The following is a 20132-nucleotide window of genomic DNA, read 5'->3' as shown; positions in this document are numbered from 1 at the left end:
CGCCCCGGATCAGGCCGAGCAGGCAGGTGGGGAGGCAGTGGGCCGGTGTCGGCTGCGATGTCATGAAGCTGCTTCGCCGCGCTGCCGCGGCAAGATCCATGACCGATGCGTGGACTGTAACGACTCACCGAAAGGCCGGCAAAGACCCGCGATCCGGGCGGTGCTGGCGTGAATGGTGCGAATGATGGGACGCGAAGCCGTGATATGCCGATGCCGTTCACGGTCCAGTCACAAGGGCGGGACCGTTCCGGTCTGCCTTGGGGTTGAAGTCGGTGCGGTTCGGACCGTTTCGATGTTCGCCACCGCGCGCTCCGGCCCAGCGGTGACGCGCGAGGCGATTTCAAGAGGAGAGCTTCATCACGATAGCCGATCCTCATCGTGATGCGAGAAGGCTCGCCACGTGATCGAACGAGGCGCAGCCTGTCTGCATGGGTCATGTGACCCACCCTGATCCAGAAGGGCTGTAGCCATGTATGGGAAACTTCTAGCTCTGGCGATCTTCGCCGCCTCGGCCACGAGCGCGCCGGCGATGACCGGAGAGAATTCGTTCCAGTCTCTGGCGCGCATCCATCAGCAGACGTCCATCGTCGATGTGGGCATCGTGCGTTCGGAGAGCAATGGGATGGTGGAGATCTACACCAGGGCCTCGGATGGGACGATGATCCTGCTCGGAACCGAACCCGTTCACGCCGGAGCCAACAGGGCCGTGCGCGTTCAGGTGGACCGGCCCGTGCGGCGCGATCTCATTGCGGTGCTGCGGGTGAACGGCCAGGTTCTGGCCACGCACCGGTTCGACGTGATCAAGCGCTAGCGGTATCGTCAGCGCATGGGCATGTCGTGGCGGGCCGGCCCCCCCGGGGGCCGGCCCGGATCCTGTCAGGCGCGCAGTTCGGCCACGGCCTTGGCCGGCTCGGCCGGGGTGTTCGTCGCCGCGTAGCGGGTGGCCGCGTTGGCGCTCGAAGGGGCGTCCTCGATCGGGGCGATCTTGGGGGCTTTCGAGCCGCCCTCCGAAATCGTGGCGATGAGGGTGGTCTGGCGCAGGCGGTCCTGTGTAGCCTGGGCTTCGGCCTGCGAGCGCGCGAGGTCGTTCGCCTTGGCAGTCGTTTCCGCTTCCGCCTGCGTTGCGGCGGAACTGCGGGCGGTCGTGTCTTGGCTCCGGGTCGTGCTGCTGGCGGCCGTCTCGGTTTTGCTGGTGTTGCCCGAGGCCGCGACGGTGCTGTCATCCGAGGGGGTGGATGCGGGCTCGCTGCTCGACGCGGCGGCCTGGGGGGCGGGGTCGGTGTTCGTCTCGGGTTTCGTCGAGGCAGTCGTGGTCTGATTGGGCGACTGCTGGCCGGAGGTGATGCCGGAGGTAAGACCGGAAATCATGATTCATGCTCCTGTAAAATCATACAAGAGCGAGGTCGCGCCCAAATGAGGCGGAAGTTCATGGAAACCATGTCCTTAACCGGGTCCCATGCGAAAATAGTGGATCACCCCTGTCCAAATGAACAGGGGCGCCCGAAGGCGCCCCCTTGAGTTGCCGATCGGCAACGCCGCGATCGAAGCGCGATCAGTTGCGCGCCTTGTCGACCATCTTGCCCTTGGAGATCCAGGGCATCATCGCGCGCAGCTTCTCGCCGACCTGCTCGATCTGGTGCTCGTCGTTCAGGCGGCGGGTCGCCTTGAAGGAGGGCTGGCCCACGGCGTTCTCCTGCATGAAGTCGCGCACGAACTTGCCGTTCTGGATGTCGGTCAGCACGTCCTTCATGCGCTTCTTGGTCTCCTCGTAGGGGAGGATGCGCGGGCCCGAGACGTATTCGCCGTATTCGGCGGTGTTCGAGATCGAGTAGTTCATGTTGGCGATGCCGCCTTCGTAGATCAGGTCCACGATCAGCTTCACCTCGTGCAGGCACTCGAAATAGGCCATCTCGGGCTCGTAGCCCGCTTCGACCAGCGTCTCGAAGCCCATGCGGATCAGCTCCACGAGGCCGCCGCAGAGCACGGCCTGCTCGCCGAAGAGGTCGGTCTCGCATTCCTGGCGGAAGTTGGTCTCGATGATGCCCGAGCGGCCGCCGCCGATGGCGGAGCAGTAGGAGAGGCCGATTTCCATCGCCTTGCCCGAGGCGTCCTGATGCACGGCGACGAGGCAGGGCACGCCGCCGCCCTTGACGTATTCGCCGCGCACGGTGTGGCCGGGGCCCTTGGGCGCCATCATGATGACGTCGACGCCGGGCTTGGGCTCGATCAGGCCGAAATGCACGTTGAGGCCATGCGCAAAGGCGATGGCGGAGCCTTCCTTCAGGTGGTCGTGCACGTGCTTTTTGTAGGTCTCGGCCTGCAGCTCGTCGGGCATGGTGAACATGATGACGTCGCACCAGGCGGCGGCTTCCTCGATGCCCATGACCTGCAGGCCCTCGCCCTCGGCCTTGGCGCGCGAGGGCGAGCCTTCGCGCAGCGCCACGACGAGGTTCTTGGCGCCCGAATCGCGCAGGTTCAGCGCATGGGCGTGGCCTTGGGAGCCATAGCCGAGAATGGCGACCTTCTTGTCCTTGATCAGGTTCACGTCGCAATCGCGGTCATAGTAAACGCGCATGATGATGGTCCTTTTCTTCGCCGGGGCGGTGTTCTCTGCAGGCACCATGGCCGAGCCGACAGGGCGAAGCGAGGAGGGATTCGAATGAATATGGCGGAAGTTTCGATGCTCGCATTCGCAAAACCTGCGTGATACGTGATTTTCATGCAGGACGACACCGACCGCCGCCTCCTGCGTCTCCTGCAGGAGACGCCGGACCTCTCCACCGCCGAGCTGGCCGACCGCGCCGGTCTCACCGCGATGCGCTGCGCGCGCCGGCTGGCGCGGCTGCAGGATGCGGGCATCATTCGCGGGCAACGCGCGGTGATCGACTGGAAGGCGCTCGGCTTCGAGGTGGCGGTGAGCCTGCGGGTGACGCTCGACAAGACCCAGCCGCGCGCCTTCGACGAGTTTCTCGCCGGCGCCCGCGAGGTGGCCGAGGTGATCGAGATCCAGACCTTGCTGGGCCGGGTCGATGTGCGGCTGCAGCTCGTCGCGCGTGATCTCGAGCATTACCGCGTCGTCTACCGCACCCGCATCCTCGCCCTGCCGCATATCGCCGATATCGAAAGCCTGATGACGGTGAGCGTGGTGAAATCCGAGGAGACGCTGCCGCTGTGAACGATCTCGACGCCACCGACCGCGCGATTTTGCGCGCGCTGAGCCGCGACGCCACGCGCCCCGCCGCCGATCTGGGCCGCAAGCTGGGCCTGTCGCAGCCCGCGGCATGGCGGCGCATCCGCCGCCTGCGCGAGATCGGCGCGCTGAAGGGCCGCAGGCTCGATCTCGACGCGGCGGCGCTGGGTTTCGGCGTGACGGTGTTTCTCGGGGTCAAGCTCGCCAATCGCGGCCGCGTCAGCCTCGAGGATTTCGAACGCGCGGTCTGCGCGATCCGCGAGGTGCAGACCGTCGAGCACGTGCTGGGGCTTCATGACTACCGGCTGCGGGTGGTAGCGCGCGATCTGGAGGATTTCGAGCGGGTGCTGCGCCGCCGGATCATGACGCTGCCCGGCATCGGCCCGGTCGAGGCCAATGTGCTGCTCTCGGAAGAGCGGCTGCCCGGCCCGCTCTAGCGTTCATGGCGGCAATGCCCCGCTCTAGCGGCCCTTGCCCAGCCCCAGCCGCATCAGCCCGCGCCGCAATGGCGCCACATCGTGCATCACGCCGAGCCCGAGACCGCGCAGCCCCTGCGCCAGCGGCCCGCCCGCCATGGCGAGGCGGTTGAGCGCGTCGATCCCGTGTTCGCGCAGCGCGATGTCGCCCGCGCGCCGCTCGGCATAGGTGTCGAGCATCGCCCGGTCGCCCAGGCCTTCGGGCCGCGCGGTGGCGAGATCGAGGAGGCAGGCGATGTCGGCGAGCGAGGTGTTGAGCCCCTGCGCGCCGATGGGCGGCATCACATGCGCGGCCTCGGCCACCAGCGCGACCCGCTGCGCGGTCAGCGCGCGCGCCGTCTGCATGACGATCGGCCAGGCCTGCCGTGCGGTGACGAGATGCAGCCGCCCCAGCACCCGCTCGGAGCGGGCCGTGGCCTCGATGTCGAAATCCGAAACCGGCAGCGCCGCCAGCCGCGCGATCTCGCGCCCCGGCTCCATCCAGATCACCGCCGAGGAGGGGCGTCCCTCGTGATCGGGCAGCGGCACGAGGGTGAACGGCCCGCCGGAGCGGTGCACCTCGATCGAGACGTTCTCATGCGGCTTTTCATGCGTGACGGCGAAGGCCAGCGCCTTTTGCCCGTAGCGCCGGGTCCGCAGGCCGATGCCGCAGGCCTCGCGCACCGGGCTTGCCCGCCCATCGGCGGCGATGACGAGCTTGGCGGCAACGCTGCTGCCATCGGTGAGCCGCACCAGCGCCCGGTCCTCGCGCCGGGTGAGCCCGGCAAAACCGGTCCCGGCGCGGAACTCGACCCGCTCCATTTCCTCGATCCGGGCGGCCATTTCGCGCCGCAGGAGCCAGTTGGGCAGGTTCCAGCCAAAGGGCAGGGGGCCGAGATCGGCGGCGTCGAAATCGCGGATGACGGGCGCGCCGCGCCCGGCCTCGACGATCCGCATCACCTGCAGCGGCGTGGCATGGGGGGCGAGACGCTCCCACAGACCGGCCTCATCAAGCAGCGCCTTGGCGGGCTGCAGGAAGGCGGTGGAGCGCAGATCCGCGCCGGTTTCGGCCATCTCGCGCACCGGCGGCGCGGGATCGACGCAAAGCACCGAGAAGCCGCGCGCGCCGAGGGCGGCCGCGGCCGAGAGCCCGGCGATGCCGCCGCCGGAGACGAGAATGTCGATCTGACGTGTCATGGGATGGAGATAGGCCGCGTGCCTGCGCTGGGAAAGCCCGTCACGCCAGCTGCGACACAAAGCCCGAAAGATCGTCGGTGTGGTGGTGGATATGGTCGGCCAGGCTGTCCTGCGGCGGGCCGACCAGCACGGTGCGCATCCCCATCGCATGCGGCACGGCGAGGTTGCGCGGATCGTCCTCGAACATCGCGCCCTGCTCGGGCGCGAGCCCGTCGAGCGCGAAGACCGCCTCGAAGGCGGCGCGCTGCGGCTTGGGCACGAGGCCGGCATGTTCCACGCCGTAGACCGCATCGAAGGCGCCGGTCAGCCCCCGCGCGGCGAGCACGCGGCGGGCATAGGGCTCGGAGCCGTTGGTATAGACGATGCGCCGCCCCGGCAGCGCGGCGATGGCGCGCGCAAGGGCCGGATCGGCATCGAGATGGCTCAGGTCGATGTCATGCACATTGACGAGAAACTCGTCCGCCGGCAGGCCGTGCTCGGCCATCAGCCCAGCCAGCGTCGTGCCGTGGCGCGCCCAGTAGTCGGCGCGCAGCCGGTCGGCCTCGGCGGCATCGACACCGAGCCGCGCCACCATCCAGTCGCGCATCTTCACCTCGATCTGGCTGAAGAGCCGGGCTTCGGGCGGGTAGAGCGTGTTGTCGAGGTCGAAGACCCAGGCCCGCACATGGGCGAATTCGGCGGCGATGTCGGTGAGGAGAGCTGTCATGCGCGCGACCCTAAGGGCACGGCGCGGGCGTCACAAGCGCCGCCGGGTTGCGGCCCTTCCGCTTGCGGGGCTATCGTCGTCCGACCCATCGGAAAGCCGCGCATGCAGGACACCAGACCCTCGCAGAAGGACGCCTACGGGCTGATCCTCGAATCGATCGACAGCGGCGCCTACCGCCCGGGCGACCGGCTGGTCGAAAGCGAGCTGGCCGACCGGCTCGGCGTGTCGCGCACGCCGGTGCGCGAGGCGCTGCAGCGGCTCGAGACGCAAGGGATGCTGACCCGCGACGGGCGCTCGCTGATCGTGGCCTCGCTCGATCACACGCAGCTGGCCGAGCTTTACGTAGTGCGCGGCGAGCTGGAGGGGCTGGCAGCAAGGCTCGCCGCGCGCCATGCCGCCCCCGAGGAGGTGCGCGTCCTGCGCGACATGCTCGAAGCCGACCGCGCGCTGGTCGACGACCCGGCCGCGCTGGCGCGCGCCAATCGCCGCTTTCACAAGCAGATCCACCTCGCCAGCCACAACCGCTTTCTCGTGCGCCAGCTCGATCTCGTGCATCGCTCGATGGCGCTTCTGGCCTCGACCTCGCTCGCGGCCGAGGGGCGCGGGCGCGGCGCGCTGGAGGAACACGCCGCCATCGTCGCCGCGATCGAGGCAGGCGACGGCGACGGGGCCGACCGCGCCTTGCGCGATCATATCAGCCACGCCTTCGTCACCCGGCTGAAGCTCGATGCCGAGAAGGTGGAGGCGGCGCGCTGACCGGCAGGGCCGTGGGCGCGAAGACGCCGTGCCGGGTCTTGTCCCAGTGGAAGGGGCGGCGCAGCAGCTGCCAGATCGCGCGCCACATGGCGATGGTGGCCAGCGGAAAATAGATCTGCAGCGTCGGTGCCCAGAGCGCGAGCCGGGGCTGGCCCGCGCGATGCGTGGCCAGCGCCGCGGTGGCATAGGTGATGGCCTCGGACCCCAGAAAGACGAAGAGCAGCACGCCGAAGCTGCCTTCGGGCAGCAAGGGGGTGATCGGGTGCAGCCCCAGCGGCACGAGCCAGAAGGACCACAAGAGCGGTGCCAGCGCGAATTGCGCCAAGGTGCCCAGGAACAGCACCTGCACCCCGAAGAAGCGCCAGGCCCCGAGCTCGCGCCACAGCCGCGCGGGGTCGTGCATGGCGACACCCCAGCTCATCGCATAGCCCTTGAGCCAGCGCGAGCGCTGCTTGATCCAGGGCCAGGCGCGGGCATTGGCCTCTTCGAGCGTGACGCTGTCGATCAGCTCGGTCCGGTAGCCATGCCGCGCGAGGCGCACGCCGAGATCCGCGTCCTCGGTGACGTTGTGGGCGTCCCAGCCGCCGACCGCTTCGAGCGCGTGGCGGCGCAAGAACAGGGTCGTGCCGCCCAAGGGCACCACCAGCCCCAGCCGTTGCAGCCCCGGCAGCATCACCCTGAACCAGCTCGCGTATTCGAGGGTGAAGCAGCGCGCGATCCAGTTGCTGCGGGCGTTGTAGTAATCGAGGACACCCTGCAGGCAGGCCGTCTGCGGCCCGCAGGCGGCAAAGCGCGAGACCACGCGCATCAACTGGTCGGGGGCGGGGGCGTCCTCCGCGTCATAGATGCCGATCAGGCTGCCGCGGGCGAAGAAGAGCGCGTAGTTCAGCGCGCGCGGCTTGGTCTGGACCCGTCCGCGCGGCACCACGACGATCTGCGCCCAGTCGGGCAGGGAGATGCGGGCCAGCGCCTCGCGGGTCTCGGCGTCGCCTTCCTCGACGATCAGGCACAGGTCGAGCCGGTCGCGCGGGTAATCGAGCCGGTCGAGGCGGGCGAGGAAGGGCGCGACCATGCGCCCTTCGCGCAAAAACGGCACCAGCAGCGAGACCACCGGCAGCCGGTCGGCCGATTGCGCGGCAAGCGCGGGGCTGCTTGCCGGGGGGCGCAGCATGACCAGGAGGGCGGCCAGCTTGAGCATGGCGTTGATGCTCAGCGTCACCACGCACAGGCCGCACAGGAGCGCCAGCGCCACCCCCGGCGCCAAAGCCGCCGCCAGGGCGGCACTCCAGATCAGCGCCAGCGCGACGCACCAGAGCGCCCGACGGCCCGCGCCCCGGCAGCTGAAGACCAAAGGAAGGCGCGCTTCCGCCCGGATCAGCAGGATCGGCGCGACCTGCGGCAGCAGCGCCGCGCGCAGGGCCGGCGCGCTGCAAGAGGCGAAGCGCGGCGCGCCGAACCCCGCGGCCTCGCATTGCGCCACCGCTTCGGCGCTGGGCGGTGCGCTGCACAAGATCACCACCCGCCCGCCGATCCGCCGCCAAGGCAGAACGCCCAGCCGCAGGGCCCGCAAGGCGCCGAAGCGGCGCAACAGCCGCGGGTCGGGCGGCATGCGGGCAAGGTCGATCTCGCCCCCTGCGCCGTGCCCATGGGCCGGGGCAGGCGGCGCGCCCTGGTCGGGCCAAGGAGGATCGGGCGCGAACATGGGGGCGTCCTTTCGCGAAAGTGCCGCCCGATGCTCGCGCCCGTTGGGTTAAGCTTGCGTTAACGCCTCAGCCGCGCCGCGCGTCCATCGCCTCGGTGAAGCGCTCGAACAGGTAGTAGCTGTCCTGCGGGCCGGGGCTGGCCTCGGGGTGGTACTGCACCGAAAAGACCGGGCGTTCGGTCATGCGGATGCCGCAGTTCGACCCGTCGAAGAGCGAGACATGGGTCTCGACCACGCCATCGGGCAGCGACTGGCTGTCGACGGTGAAGCCGTGGTTCATCGAGGTGATCTCGACCTTGCCGGTCTCGGTGTCCTTCACGGGATGGTTCGCGCCGTGATGGCCGTGGTTCATCTTGACCGTCTGCGCGCCCAGCGCGCGCGCCAGCATCTGGTGGCCGAGGCAGATCCCGAAGACCGGGATGTCGGACTGCTCCAGCACCGACTTGATCGCCGGCACCGCGTATTCGCCGGTCGCCGCCGGATCGCCCGGGCCGTTCGACAGGAACAACCCGTCGGGGTTCAGCGCGAGGATCTCCTCGGCGGTGGCTGTGGCGGGCAGCACGGTGACCTCGCAGCCCGAGGAGGCGAGGCTGCGCAGGATGTTGCGCTTGGCGCCGTAATCGACGGCGACGACCTTGTGACGCGGGTTGTCCTGCGTCTTGAAGCCGTCAGGCCAGGCCCAGCGCATCTCGTCCCAGCGATAGGATTGCACGCAGCTCACTTCCTTGGCGAGGTCGAGCCCGACGAGACCCTTGAACTCGCGCGCCTGCGCGACCAGCGCCTCGATGTCGAAATCGCCCTCGGGGTTGTGCTCGATCGCCACATGCGGCGCGCCCTGCTGGCGGATCGCCCGGGTCAGGCGGCGGGTGTCGATGCCGCCCATGCCGATCCGGCCGCGCCTGGCGAGCCAGTCCGACAGGGTCGCGGTGGCGCGCCAGTTCGACGGCTCGGTCGGGCTCCACTTGACGATCATCGCCGCGGCGACCGGATCGGCGGCCTCGTCATCCTCCTCGGTGGTGCCGGTGTTGCCGACATGCGGGAAGGTGAAGGTGACGGCCTGGCCCGCATAGGAGGGATCGGTCATGATCTCCTGATAGCCGGTCATCGCGGTGTTGAAGCACAGCTCGGCCACGGTGCGGCCCGGAGCGCCGAAGCCCTGTCCGTAGAACACGGTCCCGTCCGCGAGCGCGAGGCAGGCGGTCGGCTTGCCGAGATCGGAATGCGGCATGGCTCATTGCTCCTGTTTTGAAACCCGCCGCTACCTAGGGGCAGGGCGGGGAAGAATCAAGACGCCGCGGCACCCCGCGGCGCTTGTTGTCAGCTGCCGGCGAAACGGCTAGCGTGCCCGCTTGTGTCTGAAACAATCCGGAACGGACCAGATGACCCTGCGCGACAAGATCAACGCTTCGCTCAAGGATGCGATGAAGGCCAAGGAGGCCGACCGGCTCTCGACGCTGCGTCTCATCAATGCCGCCATCAAGGACCGCGACATCGCGGCGCGCGGCGAGGGCGAGGAGGGGCTGGTGCCCGACGAGGTGGTGCTGGCGATCCTCGGCAAGATGGTCAAGCAGCGCCAGGAAAGCGCGCGCGCCTATGACGAGGCCGGGCGGCTGGAGCTGGCCGAGAAGGAGCGCGCCGAGATCGCGGTGATCGAGGAATTCCTGCCGCGCCAGCTCAGCGAGGCGGAGGTCGAAAAGGCGGTGAACGAAGCCATCGCCGAAACCGATGCCGGCTCGATCCGCGACATGGGCCGGGTCATGGCGGCGCTCAAGGGGCGCTATGCGGGGCGCATGGATTTCGGTCGAATCGGCCCGCTGGTGCGCGAGCGGCTGAGCTGAGCCACGGGAACGCGGCGCCAGGGCTTCGCGTTTTACGGTCATCCGGAACAAGGAGGACCGACATGCCCGCACAATCCAAGGCGCAGCAGAAGGCGGCCGGGGCCGCGCTTTCGGCCAAGAGGGGCGACACCAAGGTCAAGGACCTCAAGGGTGCCTCGAAGGAGATGTACGACGACATGAGCGAATCCGAGCTCGAGGATTTCGCCCATACCAAGCGCGAGGATCTGCCCGACAAGAAGGGTTGAGTCGAAGCGGAACCGAAAAAGGGCGGCTCCCGACCGGGAGCCGCCCTTTGTCTTGGGGAAGGCGCCTTCAGCGGCGGCGCTGGCCGGAAACGGGAATGGGAATCGGGCGGTGCTGCGGGCGCGGCTGCGGCAGCAGGGCGTCGGCCAGACCTTCGAGGATGGCGCGTCCGGCCTTGGCCAGCCGGCGGGTCAGTTGTTTCGGCGCGGTGTTCTTTGGCATGACGAATCCTCCGTTGTCAGGAAAATGCCCGGATCGGGACCGGAGTTCCATCGACGACGTTACGACGCGGTGTCGCATCCGCGGTTCACCGCCGTCCGAGCCGTGCCAGGAGCCTCTGCAGGCTCTCGGCCAGCGCCCGGCGTTCCTCTTCGGGCAGAAAGGCGCCAAGCTCGACCTCGCGCCCGTTGCCGCGCAGGGTGAGATAGGCGGGCACCGGGCGCTCGCCCTCGTGCAGCGTCAGCTCGACCCAGTAGGGATCGGCCTCCCAGACCCGCTCGGCGCGGCCCCGGTCGCGCCGGGTCAGGCGGATCGTCCCGTCGCGGATCTCCAGCCGCTCCAGCACCTCGCCATCGCGGTAGCTGCGCGCCAGCGCCCACCAGATGCCCGCCACGGCGGCGCCGAGAAAGGGCAGCAGGACCCATAATACCGGCGTGCCCAGCATCGTGAGCAAGGGCAGGGCGATCAGTGCCGCCGTACCGCCGATGAAGGCGACGAAGCCGCGCTTGGGCAGGGAGCGGTGCGGCCAGAGCTGCAGCTCGGCCTCGACGGGGCCCTGCGGGGCGGGGCGCTTCGTCCATTCATGCGGCATCGGGCAATCCGGCGGGGGGGGATGAAAAAAGGGCCCGGCGTTTCCGCCGGGCCCTCGGGGTCATGTCGCGGGCCATGCCTCAATGGGCGTGGCTGCGGTCCCAGTCGCTCTGCTTGGGCAGCGTCTCGAAGGTGTGCTCCGGCGGCGGCGAGGGCAGGGTCCATTCCAGCGTGTCGGCATACTCGTTCCAGGGGTTGGCGACGTTGATCCGCTTGCCCTTGGCGAGGGTGTAGAACAGCACCACGATGAAGAACACGAAGGAAGCGAAGGCCAGGAAGGCGCCGAGCGAGGAGACGAGGTTCCAGGTGGCGAAGGCCTCCGGGTAGTCGATGTAGCGGCGCGGCATGCCCTGACGGCCCAGGAAGTGCTGCGGGAAGAAGGTGATGTTCGCACCGATGAACATCATCCAGAAGTGGATCTTGCCCGCGAGCTCAGGCAGCATCTTGCCGGTCATCTTCGGGAAGTAGAAGTAGATCCCCGCGAAGATGCCGAACACGGCGCCCAAGCTCATCACGTAGTGGAAGTGCGCCACGACGTAGTAGGTGTCGTGATAGGCGCGGTCGATGCCGGCCTGGGACAGGACGATGCCGGTCACGCCGCCCACGGTGAACAGGAACAGGAAACCGAAGGCCCAGAGCATCGGCGTCTTGAACTCGACCGAGCCGCCCCACATCGTCGCGATCCAGGAGAAGATCTTAACCCCGGTCGGCACCGCGATGACCATGGTGGCCATCATGAAGTAGGACTGCTGCGTCAGCGACATGCCCACGGTGTACATGTGGTGCGCCCAGACGACGAAGCCGAGCACGCCGATCGCCACCATCGCGTAGACCATCGGCAGGTAGCCGAAGATCGGCTTCTTGGAGAAGGTCGCGATCACGTGGCTGATGATGCCGAAGGCGGGGATGATGATGATGTAGACTTCCGGGTGGCCGAAGAACCACAGGATGTGCTGGTAGAGGATCGGGTCGCCGCCGCCCGAGGGCTGGAAGAACGAGGTGCCGAAATTGCGGTCGGTCAGCAGCATGGTGATCGCGCCGGCCAGAACGGGCAGGGCCAGGAGGATCAGCCAGGCGGTGACGAAGATCGACCAGGCGAAGAGCGGCACCTTGTGCAGCGTCATGCCCGGCGCGCGCATGTTGAGGAAGGTGGTGATGATGTTGATCGCGCCGAGGATCGAGCTTGCGCCCGAGACGTGGACGGCGAAAATCGCGAGATCCATCGACATGCCCGGCTCGGAGGTCGAGAGCGGCGGGTAGAGCACCCAGCCCACGCCCGAGCCCGCCTGGCCGTTGCCGCCCGGCGAGAAGAGCGAGGCGAGGCCCAGCGCCACGCCGGCGATGAACATCCAGAAGGAGAGGTTGTTCAGCCGCGGGAAGGCCATGTCCGGCGCGCCGATCTGCAGCGGCATGAAGTAGTTGCCGAAGCCGCCGAACAGCGCGGGGATGACGACGAAGAACATCATCAGCACGCCGTGATAGGTGATCGCGACGTTCCACATGTGGCCGTTGGGGGTACAGGCCTCGGTGGCGCTGGGCACCCAGGAGCGCAGCACCGTCATGATCGGGTTGGCGCTGACGTTTTCGGTGCACATGAACTGCACGCCCGGCTGCATCAGCTCGAGCCGCATGTGAATGGTCAGCATCACCGACAGCAGGCCCACGAAGCCCGCCGCGAAGAGATACAGGATCCCGATGTCCTTGTGGTTGGTGGACATGAACCAGCGGGTGAAGAAGCCCCGCTTGTCCTCATGTCCGTGGCCGTGGATGGCGGCGTCTGCCATGTGGCTCTCCCGAGTTTGGTTGCCTGACGGGCCCGCACGCGAGCACGCGCAGGCAATTGGCGTCCTTCTAGAAGGAGATCGCGGCCGGGGCAACGGTCAGGACGCCGCAGGAGACCGATTGCAACGGGGCGGGGCGGAAGGGGCTCAGAGCGCTGCGGCGCGCCGCAGGGGGCCTTCGAAATACGCCGCAAAGCCGCGCTCGAGCGCGATGTCGAGATCGGCCATGGTCACCGGCAGGCCGAGATCGACGAGGCTGGTCACGCCGTGCTCGGCGATGCCGCAAGGCACGATGCCGCCGAAATGCGACAGGTCCGGCTCCACGTTGATCGCCAGCCCGTGGAAGCTCACCCATTTGTGCAGGCGGATGCCCAGGGCGGCGATCTTGTCCTCGGCCACCGCGCCCGAGGCGGTCAGCGGCTTGTCGGGGCGCTGCACCCAGACGCCGACGCGGCCCTCGCGCAGCTCGCCGGTGACGTTGAGCTCGGCCAGCGTGCCGATGATCCAGCCCTCCAGCGCCTTGACGAAGGCGCGCACGTCGCGGCCGCGTTTGCCGACATCGAGCATCACGTAAGCGACGCGCTGGCCCGGCCCGTGATAGGTGTATTGCCCGCCGCGCCGGGTCTGGTGCACCGGAAAGCGCTCGGGGTCGGTCAGGTCGGCGGGCTTGGCCGAGGTGCCGGCGGTATAGAGGGGCGGATGCTCAAGCAACCAGACCGCCTCTTCGGCCTCGCCTGCGGCGATCGCCTTCGCGCGGGCCTCCATGGCGGCGACGGCCTCCTCATAGGGCGTCAGCCCGTCGCTCACGATCCAGTCCACCATGCCCGCGCTCCGCTTCGCTTTCCTCGCAGATGGGGTGGCGCGCGGGGGGCGAAAAGTCAAAGCCCGCCGCCGCGGGCGATTTTTCCGTGCTTGACGCCGGGTCCGGTGAAATTCGCTCTTGCGCTCCCCCGAAGCCCAAGGCTATGAGGCCGCCATCCTACCTGATCACGTGCGGTCGTGGCGGAATTGGTAGACGCGCAGCGTTGAGGTCGCTGTGGGGTAACACCCGTGGAAGTTCGAGTCTTCTCGACCGCACCATTCAGGCAGGCCCGCCGGCACGGCGGGCCGCCGGAGCCCCCCCAGAAAAGCAAGAGTGACGTCGGGCAGATCATGCCCGTTTTCGAGTCCGCGATATCGCCGGGCTCTTTCTCGTTCGCAGCCCCCAAAACCCTGTCTTTCGAATGTGTCGATTTGCGACATCCCCTTGTCCATGAGCGACAGGGATTGCAGCTCATTGGGTTGCATTCCGCGGAAAATACAATTTGAAGTTGTCGCGTTTTTGGCCGATTTTCACTGCGTCATCCCGCCGCATTGAGATCCGCAACCCCCAGCATGGGCGGGCGATCGCGCCGCGCTGCAGCGCGTCTTACCCAGCGTAATTTCCAATGTCGGGCTAAGCGGTTGCAATGCAATGGGCAGCTTGCTTTAGTCTTGCTTACAAGTGCGGAAATAATCCGCCGACACAACAACAGGGAGCGAGGCTTGGCCCAAGGCTCGAGTTCGGAAGCGTTCGTGGAGTTCGAACGCGTACAGAAAAGCTATGACGGCGAGAAGCTCGTCGTGAAGGATCTCAACCTTGCCCTGCCCAAGGGCGAATTTCTGACCATGCTGGGGCCGTCCGGGTCGGGCAAGACCACCTGCCTGATGATGCTCGCGGGCTTCGAGACCGCCACCCATGGCGAGATCCGGCTCGACGGCAAGTCGATCAACAACATCCCGCCGCACAAGCGCGGCATCGGCATGGTGTTCCAGAACTACGCGCTGTTTCCGCACATGACGGTGGGGGAGAACCTCTCCTTCCCGCTCGAAGTGCGCAAGCTGGGCAAGTCCGAGCGCGAGAAGAAGATCGCCCGCGCCCTCGACATGGTGCAGATGGGCGAGTTCAAGAACCGCCGCCCGACCCAGCTTTCGGGCGGCCAGCAGCAGCGGATCGCGCTGGCCCGCGCGCTGGTGTTCGAGCCCGAGCTGGTGCTGATGGACGAGCCTTTGGGCGCGCTCGACAAGCAGCTGCGCGAGACGTTGCAGTTCGAGATCACCGAGCTGGCGCACCGCCTGGGCATCACCGTGGTCTATGTCACCCACGACCAGACCGAGGCGCTGACCATGTCCGACCGGGTCGCGGTGTTCGACGACGGGCGCATCCAGCAGCTCGCGCCGCCCGACGAGCTTTATGAAAAGCCGCAGAACAGCTTCGTCGCGCAGTTCATCGGCGAGAACAACACGCTCGACGGCGTAGTCGAGGAGATCGGCCCCAATTCCTGCCTCGTGCGGCTCGACGATGGCGAGCTGATCGACGCGCTGCCGGTCAATGTCACCGATGTCGGCCAGCGCACCCGCGTCTCGATCCGGCCCGAGCGGGTCGAATCCAACATCGAGCGCCTGCACCCCGACGCGCACACGCTGCCCGCCGTGGTGCAGGAGTTCATCTACATGGGCGACACCTTCCGCACGCGGCTCAAGGTCGCCGGGCATGACGACTTCGTCATGAAGACGCGCAACGCCCCCGACCAGCCGCGGCTCAAGCCGGGTCAGGAAATCCGCATCGGGTGGTTGCCCGAGGATTGCCGCGCGCTCGATCCCTGAGATCGGCCGCGCAACCGCGCCCCTTCCCGAGGAAGGGCGCGGCCAATGCGGGGCGTCGTCACCCGGACCGCGCGCCCTGTGAAACCAAGAACCGGGTAAACAACGGGAGTTCTACATGAACATCACTCGTCTTCTGACGGCCAGCACCGCGCTCGTGGCCACGGCGACCATCGCCAGCGCCGAGAGCCACGTGGAAATGGCCAATGAGATGACCATCGTCAGCTGGGGCGGCGCCTATCAGGAAAGCCAGCTCAAGGCCTATGTCGAGCCCTACCAGGAAATGCACCCCGAGGTGTCGATCACCTGGGACGAAAGCTCGGCCGAGGCCGTGGCCAAGCTGCGCGCCCAGAACGAGGCCGGCAACGTCACCTGGGATCTCGTCGACGCCACCGCCGCCGACGCGATGCGCCTGTGCGACGAGGGTCTCGCCATGGAGATCGACCCCGACGAGGACCTCGCGCCCGCGCCCGACGGCACCCCGGCCTCCGAGGATTTCGGCGAGGAGATGCTGGTCTCCGACTGCTTCATCCCGCAGATCGCCTATTCCTACACCTTCGGCTATCGCAACGATGTCGCCGAATGGGACGGCAAGGAACCCACCAGCGTCTGCGACGTCTTCGACACCGAGACCTTCCCGGGCCAGCGCAGCCTCGAGAAGCGGCCGCACAACAACCTCGAATGGGCGCTGATCTGCGACGGCGTGCCCTATGAGGAAGTCTATGACGTGCTCGAGACCGAGGAAGGCCAGGACCGCGCCTTCGCCAAGCTCGACACCATCAAGGACGAGACAATCTGGTGGTCCTCGGGCGCCGACACGCCGCAGCTTCTCGCCGATGGCGAGGTGGTCTTCGGCTCGACCTATAACGGCCGCCTGTTCAGCCTGATCGTCGAGCAGGACCAGCCCGTGAACATGATGTGGGACACCCAGTCCTACGATCTCGACGGCTGGATCATCCCCGAGGGTCTCGACGAGGCGTCGCTCGCCCGCGTCAAGGACTTCCTCTACTTCGCGACCGACACCCAGCGTCTCGCGGACCAGGCCAAGTACATCTCCTACGGCCCGGCCCGCAAATCCTCCGCGCCGCTGGTGGGCGAGCACGCCGAACTCGGGATCGACATGGCGCCGCACATGCCGACCAACCCCGAGAACTCGAAAGGCGCCTTCGTGCAGAACTACGAATGGTGGGCCGACTACCGCGACGACCTGGATGCCAAGTTCCAGGCCTGGCTCGCGCAGTAAGGCCGCGCGCCTGAGTGCATGAGGGGGCGGGGCCGCATCGGCCCCGTCCCACCCCCAATACCGGAGGCATGATGACCGACAGCGCGACGACACCCCCGAGCCAGCCGATGGCGGTGCTTCCGGGCGGCGAGGTGACCGAAGACGGCCCGATGCTGGCCGCCGATGGCCGACCTCTCAAGCACAGCCTGAACCGGGCGCTGCGCCGCGAGAAGCTGCGCGCCTTCCTGCTGGTTTCGCCGCTGCTGATCTTCATCCTCGTCGCCTTCGTGGCGCCGATCGCGGAGATGCTGTTCCGCTCGGTCGAGAACCAGATCGTCTCCGAGACCCTGCCGCGCACCGTGGTCGCGCTGCGCGAGGACCAGAACCTCCCCGAGGAGGCCCCCGGCGAGCCGGTCTACGAGGCACTCTACACCGATCTCTTCATCGCCGCCGAATACAAGTCGCACACCCGCCTCGGCAGCCGCCTGAACTATGAGCAGACCGGTCTCAGCTCGCTGTTTCGCGGCACCGGCCGCGATGTCGGCCGCTTCGACACCGATATCTACACCGACCAGTTCATCGAGGCCGAGCCCGCGCTCGAGGACCCGGTCGCCTGGTCGAACTGGATGGCCGACGAGGAGATCCGCGCGGCGCTGCCCCAGACCGCCGATGTCTGGGATGCCTGGGTCAAGCTCACGGTCGAGGCCAACGAGGACGACCCGCTCGAGGAGGATGTCGAGGATTTCGTCTATGCCGCGCTCTACCGCGATCTCGCGAACGGGGCTGCACCGGCCGGGTTCCCGGATGTCGACGTCTCCGGCTTCGAGACCGTCTCGATCAAGGCTTTGTTCGAGGAATCGGACGAGGACTGGGTCGATCCGCAGATCTGGCAGGTCATCGAGACCTACAGCCCGGCCTATACCGACGGCTATTTCCTGAACTCGATCGACATGATGAACGGCCCCGACGGCGACGCGCAGATGCGTCCCGACGACGAGCGGATCTATCTCAAGCTGTTCTGGCGCACCATGTGGATGTCGCTGGCGATCACCTTCTCCTGCATCGTGCTGGGCTACCCGATCGCCTATCTGCTCTCGACCCTGCCGCTGCGCTCGGCCAACGTGCTGATGATCCTCGTGCTCCTGCCGTTCTGGACCTCGCTTCTGGTGCGAACCTCCGCCTGGAAGGTGCTGCTGCAACAGCAGGGCGTGATCAACGACACGCTGGTCTGGCTCGGCATCGTGTCGGACGCCAACCGCCTGACGCTGATCAACAACGCCACCGGCACGATGATCGCGATGACGCATATCCTGCTGCCCTTCATGATCCTGCCGCTCTACTCGGTGATGAAGACGATTCCGCCGAGCTACATGCGAGCCGCGAAATCCATGGGCGCGAATGACTGGACCGCCTTCTGGCGCGTGTTCTTCCCGCTCTCGATCCCGGGCATCGGCGCGGGCTCCATCCTCGCCTTCATCCTGTCGATCGGCTACTACATCACGCCCGAGATCGTCGGCGGCACCTCCGGCGTGTTCATCTCGAACCGGATCGCCTACCACATCTCGTCCTCGCTGAACTGGGGCCTCGCGGCCGCCTTGGGCTCGATCCTGCTGGCGCTCGTGCTCACGCTCTACTGGCTCTACGACCGCATCGTCGGCATCGACAACGTCAAGCTGGGAGGCTGAGAGAATGGCTGCACTTCCCCCCTATGCCTCGACCGGCCAGAAGGTCTGGCATTATTCCTACCTCGTGATCTGCGCGGCGATCTTCTTCTTTCTCATCGCGCCGATCCTCATCATCATCCCGCTGTCGTTCAACGCCGAGAACTTCTTCACCTTCACGCCCGAGATGCTGGCGCTGGACCCCGAGGGCTACTCGACCAAGCATTACCGCGATTTCTTCACCAACCCCGACTGGCAGGTGCCCTTGTGGAACTCGCTGAAGATCGCGCCGGTCGCGACCTTCCTGTCGGTGGCGCTGGGCACGCTCGCGGCCATCGGCCTGAGCCAGCCGCATGTGCCGTTTCGCCGGGCGATCATGGCGATCCTGATCTCGCCGATGATCGTGCCGCTGATCATCTCGGCGGCCGGGATGTATTTCTTCTACAGCCGGATCGGCCTGCAGGGGACCTATTGGGGCGTCGTGCTCGCCCATGCGGCGCTGGGTATTCCCTTCGTCATCATCACCGTGACGGCGACGCTGGTGGGCTTCGACCGCTCGCTGACGCGGGCGGCGGCGAATCTCGGGGCAGGGCCGGTGCGCACCTTCTTCAAGGTGCAGATGCCGCTGATCCTTCCGGGCGTGGTCTCTGGCGGCCTTTTCGCCTTCATCACCTCCTTCGACGAGGTGGTGGTGGTGCTCTTCGTCGGCTCGGCCGGGCAGAAGACGCTGCCCTGGCAGATGTTCACCGGCCTGCGCGAGCAGATCTCGCCCACCATCCTCGCCGCCGCGACGGTGCTGATCTCGATCTCGGTGGTGCTTCTGGTGACGCTCGAAGTGCTGCGGCGGCGCTCGGAGCGGCTGCGCGGCATGAGCCCGGGCTGATCCGCGCGACATCGACGCAAGAAAAGAACGCCCCGCGGATCATTCCGCGGGGCGTTTCACGTTGAACAGGCCTAGGGAAGCAGCGCCAGCCAGAGCGTCGCGCTGAGCACCGAGGCCGCCGTGCCGATCAGCACCGCCGAGGCCGCGACCCGCTTGGCATGGCCATAGATCGAAGCGAAGAGATAGGCGTTCACCCCCGGCGCCATCGCCGCGGTGATGATCGCCGAGCGGAAGGCTTCGACCGACAGCCCGGCCATCGATCCCAGCCCCCAGACCACCGCCGGATGCAGCACCAGCGAAACCGCCACGACATAGAGGATCACCCGCATGTCGCCCTCGGGGCGGTAGCGGTAGAGGATGCCGCCAAGACCGAACAGCGCCGCCGGCAGCGCCGCGCGCGCCATCAGTTCCAGCGCCTCGATCAGCATCTCGGGCAGCGGCAGCCCCGAGAGGTTCACCACCGCGCCGAGACCGATCCCGAGGATCAGCGCGTTGCGCCCCATGCCGCGCAACACCCGGCCCGGAAGCCGCCACAGCGACCCGCCGCCCGCCTTCACGAGCTCCATCGCGGTGATGCCCACCGCGTAGCAGAAGGGCGAATGCAGCGCGATGATCGCGAAATTGGCCTGCAGCGCATCCGCGCCGTAGGCCCGCTCGGTGATCGGCAGGCCCAGAAGCAGCGAGTTCGAGAACAGGCCGACGAAGCCGATCGCCACCGCGTCTTCCCAGACGCGTCCGAAGATCAGCCGTGCGCCGAAGAGCCCGGCGAAGAATCCCGCCAGGGCGCCCGCGTAGAAGCTGCCCAGAAGGGGGAGGTTGAACTCCTGCGACAGGTCGAGCCGCGTGATGGCGAGAAACAGCAGGCAGGGGATCGCGAAGCCCTGGGCGAACTTCATCAGCCCGTCGATCGCCGCCTCACCGATCCAGCCGCGCCAGGCGGCGAGATAGCCAAAGCCCAGCACCAGAAAGACCGGCAGCGTGACGGTGAGCAGCAGGATCATCTTCGGACCTCCGCGCGGGCGGTGGCCGCACTATTGCCGGTTTGCGAAAAGGCGAAGGGAAGACC

The 20132-nt window shown here is 67.4% G+C and carries 21 protein-coding genes and 1 tRNA gene; 11 read left to right on the top strand and 11 right to left on the bottom strand.

Features of this window, described 5'->3' with window-relative positions:
* Nucleotides 1–469: 469 nt before the first annotated feature.
* Nucleotides 470–811 (top strand): hypothetical protein, encoded by a 342-nt coding sequence (locus CJ301_RS03425; protein WP_099274314.1) that lies wholly within the window; start codon nucleotides 470–472, stop codon nucleotides 809–811.
* Nucleotides 812–876: 65 nt separating this feature from the next.
* Here CJ301_RS03425 and CJ301_RS03420 read toward each other — a convergent pair whose 3' ends face one another.
* Both CJ301_RS03420 and ilvC read right to left on the bottom strand, forming a co-directional pair.
* The gene (locus CJ301_RS03420) at nucleotides 877–1368 is read right to left on the bottom strand and encodes a hypothetical protein (protein ID WP_099274311.1); all 492 of its coding nucleotides are present in this window, start codon (nucleotides 1366–1368) and stop codon (nucleotides 877–879) included.
* 184 nt (nucleotides 1369–1552) lie between these two features.
* Nucleotides 1553–2575 (bottom strand): ketol-acid reductoisomerase, encoded by a 1023-nt coding sequence (ilvC, locus tag CJ301_RS03415; protein ID WP_099274309.1) that lies wholly within the window; start codon nucleotides 2573–2575, stop codon nucleotides 1553–1555.
* A gap of 144 nt (nucleotides 2576–2719) precedes the next feature.
* Between ilvC and CJ301_RS03410 the strand changes: the two genes are divergently transcribed.
* Both CJ301_RS03410 and CJ301_RS03405 read left to right on the top strand, forming a co-directional pair.
* Complete coding sequence (locus CJ301_RS03410; protein WP_099274307.1) at nucleotides 2720–3175, top strand: Lrp/AsnC family transcriptional regulator; 456 nt, start codon at nucleotides 2720–2722, stop codon at nucleotides 3173–3175.
* On the top strand, nucleotides 3172–3627 hold the full coding sequence (locus CJ301_RS03405; RefSeq protein ID WP_099274304.1) for an Lrp/AsnC family transcriptional regulator: 456 nt from the start codon (nucleotides 3172–3174) through the stop codon (nucleotides 3625–3627). Before CJ301_RS03410 ends, CJ301_RS03405 begins: the two co-directional genes overlap by 4 nt.
* Nucleotides 3628–3651: 24 nt before the next feature.
* Here CJ301_RS03405 and CJ301_RS03400 read toward each other — a convergent pair whose 3' ends face one another.
* Both CJ301_RS03400 and CJ301_RS03395 read right to left on the bottom strand, forming a co-directional pair.
* On the bottom strand, nucleotides 3652–4842 hold the full coding sequence (locus tag CJ301_RS03400) for an FAD-dependent monooxygenase (RefSeq protein ID WP_099274301.1): 1191 nt from the start codon (nucleotides 4840–4842) through the stop codon (nucleotides 3652–3654).
* Nucleotides 4843–4882: 40 nt separating this feature from the next.
* Nucleotides 4883–5548, bottom strand: coding sequence for a pyrimidine 5'-nucleotidase (locus CJ301_RS03395; RefSeq protein ID WP_099274299.1), 666 nt, complete (start codon nucleotides 5546–5548; stop codon nucleotides 4883–4885).
* Nucleotides 5549–5650: 102 nt separating this feature from the next.
* On the opposite strand from CJ301_RS03395, the gene CJ301_RS03390 reads away from it, so the two are divergent.
* On the top strand, nucleotides 5651–6304 hold the full coding sequence (locus CJ301_RS03390) for a GntR family transcriptional regulator (protein WP_099274295.1): 654 nt from the start codon (nucleotides 5651–5653) through the stop codon (nucleotides 6302–6304).
* Here the strand turns inward: CJ301_RS03390 and CJ301_RS03385 are convergent.
* Complete coding sequence (locus CJ301_RS03385; protein ID WP_254050058.1) at nucleotides 6258–8006, bottom strand: glycosyltransferase family 2 protein; 1749 nt, start codon at nucleotides 8004–8006, stop codon at nucleotides 6258–6260. The genes CJ301_RS03390 and CJ301_RS03385 overlap by 47 nt on opposite strands.
* 67 nt (nucleotides 8007–8073) lie before the next feature.
* Nucleotides 8074–9234 carry a glutamine-hydrolyzing carbamoyl-phosphate synthase small subunit gene (gene carA / locus CJ301_RS03380; RefSeq protein WP_099274292.1) on the bottom strand — a complete coding sequence of 387 codons (1161 nt, stop codon included), beginning with the start codon at nucleotides 9232–9234 and terminating at the stop codon, nucleotides 8074–8076.
* A gap of 151 nt (nucleotides 9235–9385) precedes the next feature.
* On the opposite strand from carA, the gene CJ301_RS03375 reads away from it, so the two are divergent.
* Nucleotides 9386–9844 carry a GatB/YqeY domain-containing protein gene (locus tag CJ301_RS03375; RefSeq protein WP_099274290.1) on the top strand — a complete coding sequence of 153 codons (459 nt, stop codon included), beginning with the start codon at nucleotides 9386–9388 and terminating at the stop codon, nucleotides 9842–9844.
* Nucleotides 9845–9906: 62 nt separating this feature from the next.
* Nucleotides 9907–10089 (top strand): DUF3008 family protein, encoded by a 183-nt coding sequence (locus CJ301_RS03370; protein WP_099274288.1) that lies wholly within the window; start codon nucleotides 9907–9909, stop codon nucleotides 10087–10089.
* A 67-nt stretch (nucleotides 10090–10156) separates the two neighbouring features.
* On the opposite strand, the gene CJ301_RS18590 is transcribed toward CJ301_RS03370, so the two are convergent.
* The 4 genes from CJ301_RS18590 to lipB form a co-directional block, all read right to left on the bottom strand.
* On the bottom strand, nucleotides 10157–10309 hold the full coding sequence (locus tag CJ301_RS18590) for a hypothetical protein (RefSeq protein WP_162620404.1): 153 nt from the start codon (nucleotides 10307–10309) through the stop codon (nucleotides 10157–10159).
* 85 nt (nucleotides 10310–10394) lie between these two features.
* Nucleotides 10395–10898, bottom strand: coding sequence for a DUF2244 domain-containing protein (locus tag CJ301_RS03365; RefSeq protein ID WP_099274285.1), 504 nt, complete (start codon nucleotides 10896–10898; stop codon nucleotides 10395–10397).
* A gap of 79 nt (nucleotides 10899–10977) precedes the next feature.
* A complete protein-coding gene (gene ctaD, locus CJ301_RS03360; protein WP_099274283.1) occupies nucleotides 10978–12681 on the bottom strand; it encodes a cytochrome c oxidase subunit I in 1704 nt (567 codons plus the stop codon).
* A gap of 144 nt (nucleotides 12682–12825) precedes the next feature.
* Nucleotides 12826–13560 carry a lipoyl(octanoyl) transferase LipB gene (gene lipB, locus CJ301_RS03355; protein WP_173812318.1) on the bottom strand — a complete coding sequence of 245 codons (735 nt, stop codon included), beginning with the start codon at nucleotides 13558–13560 and terminating at the stop codon, nucleotides 12826–12828.
* 111 nt (nucleotides 13561–13671) lie between these two features.
* Here lipB and CJ301_RS03350 point away from each other — a divergent pair.
* The 5 genes from CJ301_RS03350 (at nucleotide 13672) to CJ301_RS03330 (ending at nucleotide 19066) form a co-directional block, all read left to right on the top strand.
* Nucleotides 13672–13758: transfer RNA gene (locus tag CJ301_RS03350), tRNA-Leu, on the top strand.
* 444 nt (nucleotides 13759–14202) lie between these two features.
* Entirely contained in the window at nucleotides 14203–15303 is a 1101-nt protein-coding gene (locus CJ301_RS03345) for an ABC transporter ATP-binding protein (protein ID WP_099274278.1), read from the top strand.
* Nucleotides 15304–15418: 115 nt separating this feature from the next.
* Nucleotides 15419–16543: an extracellular solute-binding protein gene (locus CJ301_RS03340; RefSeq protein ID WP_099274276.1), complete on the top strand. Its 1125-nt coding sequence runs from the start codon at nucleotides 15419–15421 to the stop codon at nucleotides 16541–16543.
* 107 nt (nucleotides 16544–16650) lie between these two features.
* Entirely contained in the window at nucleotides 16651–18207 is a 1557-nt protein-coding gene (locus CJ301_RS03335) for an ABC transporter permease (RefSeq protein ID WP_099274746.1), read from the top strand.
* Between the two features lie 4 nt (nucleotides 18208–18211).
* The gene (locus tag CJ301_RS03330) at nucleotides 18212–19066 is read left to right on the top strand and encodes an ABC transporter permease (RefSeq protein WP_099274274.1); all 855 of its coding nucleotides are present in this window, start codon (nucleotides 18212–18214) and stop codon (nucleotides 19064–19066) included.
* A gap of 71 nt (nucleotides 19067–19137) precedes the next feature.
* On the opposite strand, the gene CJ301_RS03325 is transcribed toward CJ301_RS03330, so the two are convergent.
* Nucleotides 19138–20067, bottom strand: coding sequence for an AEC family transporter (locus tag CJ301_RS03325; RefSeq protein ID WP_099274272.1), 930 nt, complete (start codon nucleotides 20065–20067; stop codon nucleotides 19138–19140).
* Between the last annotated feature and the right edge of the window lie 65 nt (nucleotides 20068–20132).

The sequence above is a fragment of the Limimaricola cinnabarinus genome, from assembly GCF_002723615.1.
Taxonomy (GTDB): domain Bacteria; phylum Pseudomonadota; class Alphaproteobacteria; order Rhodobacterales; family Rhodobacteraceae; genus Limimaricola; species Limimaricola cinnabarinus_B.
Note: the sequence above shows the minus strand (reverse complement) of the source record. Positions and strands in the feature narration are given on the sequence as shown.

Coding starts and splice junctions, on each gene's coding strand:
- CJ301_RS03425 (WP_099274314.1), top strand. CDS start 470: ATGTATGGGAAACTTCTAGCTCTGGCGATCTTCGCCGCCTCGGCCACG.
- CJ301_RS03420 (WP_099274311.1), bottom strand. CDS start 1,368: ATGATTTCCGGTCTTACCTCCGGCATCACCTCCGGCCAGCAGTCGCCC.
- ilvC (WP_099274309.1), bottom strand. CDS start 2,575: ATGCGCGTTTACTATGACCGCGATTGCGACGTGAACCTGATCAAGGAC.
- CJ301_RS03410 (WP_099274307.1), top strand. CDS start 2,720: ATGCAGGACGACACCGACCGCCGCCTCCTGCGTCTCCTGCAGGAGACG.
- CJ301_RS03400 (WP_099274301.1), bottom strand. CDS start 4,842: ATGACACGTCAGATCGACATTCTCGTCTCCGGCGGCGGCATCGCCGGG.
- CJ301_RS03395 (WP_099274299.1), bottom strand. CDS start 5,548: ATGACAGCTCTCCTCACCGACATCGCCGCCGAATTCGCCCATGTGCGG.
- CJ301_RS03390 (WP_099274295.1), top strand. CDS start 5,651: ATGCAGGACACCAGACCCTCGCAGAAGGACGCCTACGGGCTGATCCTC.
- CJ301_RS03385 (WP_254050058.1), bottom strand. CDS start 8,006: ATGTTCGCGCCCGATCCTCCTTGGCCCGACCAGGGCGCGCCGCCTGCC.
- carA (WP_099274292.1), bottom strand. CDS start 9,234: ATGCCGCATTCCGATCTCGGCAAGCCGACCGCCTGCCTCGCGCTCGCG.
- CJ301_RS03375 (WP_099274290.1), top strand. CDS start 9,386: ATGACCCTGCGCGACAAGATCAACGCTTCGCTCAAGGATGCGATGAAG.
- CJ301_RS03370 (WP_099274288.1), top strand. CDS start 9,907: ATGCCCGCACAATCCAAGGCGCAGCAGAAGGCGGCCGGGGCCGCGCTT.
- CJ301_RS18590 (WP_162620404.1), bottom strand. CDS start 10,309: ATGCCAAAGAACACCGCGCCGAAACAACTGACCCGCCGGCTGGCCAAG.
- CJ301_RS03365 (WP_099274285.1), bottom strand. CDS start 10,898: ATGCCGCATGAATGGACGAAGCGCCCCGCCCCGCAGGGCCCCGTCGAG.
- ctaD (WP_099274283.1), bottom strand. CDS start 12,681: ATGGCAGACGCCGCCATCCACGGCCACGGACATGAGGACAAGCGGGGC.
- CJ301_RS03340 (WP_099274276.1), top strand. CDS start 15,419: ATGAACATCACTCGTCTTCTGACGGCCAGCACCGCGCTCGTGGCCACG.
- CJ301_RS03335 (WP_099274746.1), top strand. CDS start 16,651: ATGGCGGTGCTTCCGGGCGGCGAGGTGACCGAAGACGGCCCGATGCTG.
- CJ301_RS03330 (WP_099274274.1), top strand. CDS start 18,212: ATGGCTGCACTTCCCCCCTATGCCTCGACCGGCCAGAAGGTCTGGCAT.
- CJ301_RS03325 (WP_099274272.1), bottom strand. CDS start 20,067: ATGATCCTGCTGCTCACCGTCACGCTGCCGGTCTTTCTGGTGCTGGGC.